Raw genomic sequence first — 892 nt, 5'->3', positions numbered from 1 at the left:
CGCGCCGCCCGACAGCACGCCCTGCGGCCGCGTCAGGCCCAGGCGCCGGCCCAGCAGCGTGCCGCACAGCAGCGTGGTGACCACGGCCGCGATGACGATCAGCGCCGTGGTCCAGCCCAGGCCCGCGATCTGCGTGGCCGTGATGCGCGCGCCCAGCAGGCCCACGCCCAGGCGCAGCACGCCGCGCGCGCAGAACTCGATGCCCGGCTTGGCGCGCGCGTCCTGGCTCAGGAAGTGGAAGGCCACGCCGAAGAACAGCGCGAACAGCAGCTGCGGCCCGCCATGCAGCGTGGAGACGAAGGTCGCCGCCAGCGCGATCACGCCCGACAGGCCCGTGCCGGGCAGGAGCCTGAGCCACTGCAGCATGCGCGGCACGGGCGCCTGCGCAGCCACCTGTGCTTGGACCTGGCTCATGACTGCTCCTTGCCGCCCGCCGCGCTGGCCAGCACGGCCAGCGCGCAGGACGCAATGCGGCTGGCCACGGAGTCCGAACGGCTGGTCAGCACGATGGGCACGCGCATGCCCAGCACCAGGCCCGCGCATTCGGCGTCGGCCATGTAGACCAGCTGCTTGTAGATCATGTTGCCGGCCTCCAGGCTGGGCACCAGCAGCACGTCGGGCTGGCCGGCCACATCGGAGACGATGCCCTTGTGATGCGCCGAGCGCAGCGAGATGGCGTTGTCGTAGGCCAGCGGCCCGTCGAGGATGGCGCCGCTGATCTGCCCCCGGTCGGCCATCTTGCACAGCGCGGCCGCGTCGATGGTGCCGGGAATGGCGGGGTTGACCGTCTCCACCGCCGAGAGCACGGCCACGCGCGGCCGGGCAATGCCGATGGCACGGGCCAGGTCGATGGCGTTCTGCGCAATATCGCGCTTGTCCATCAGCGACGCGG

The 892-nt window shown here is 72.2% G+C and carries 2 protein-coding genes; both read right to left on the bottom strand.

Going from position 1 to position 892, the window contains the following annotated elements:
* Positions 1-414: putative sulfate exporter family transporter (locus tag L995_RS16660; RefSeq protein ID WP_047472688.1), on the bottom strand; the 414-nt coding region annotated here is incomplete at its 3' end.
* A partial coding sequence (locus tag L995_RS16655) for a phosphate acyltransferase (protein WP_047472687.1) occupies positions 411-892 on the bottom strand: 482 nt, incomplete at its 5' end. The genes L995_RS16655 and L995_RS16660, both read right to left, overlap by 4 nt.

It is taken from the genome of Delftia sp. ZNC0008 (assembly GCF_000799035.1).
GTDB classification, from domain to species: Bacteria; Pseudomonadota; Gammaproteobacteria; order Burkholderiales; family Burkholderiaceae_C; genus Comamonas; species Comamonas tsuruhatensis.
The sequence above is the reverse complement of the archived record's forward strand: the minus strand, read 5'-3'. Positions and strand labels throughout refer to the sequence as shown.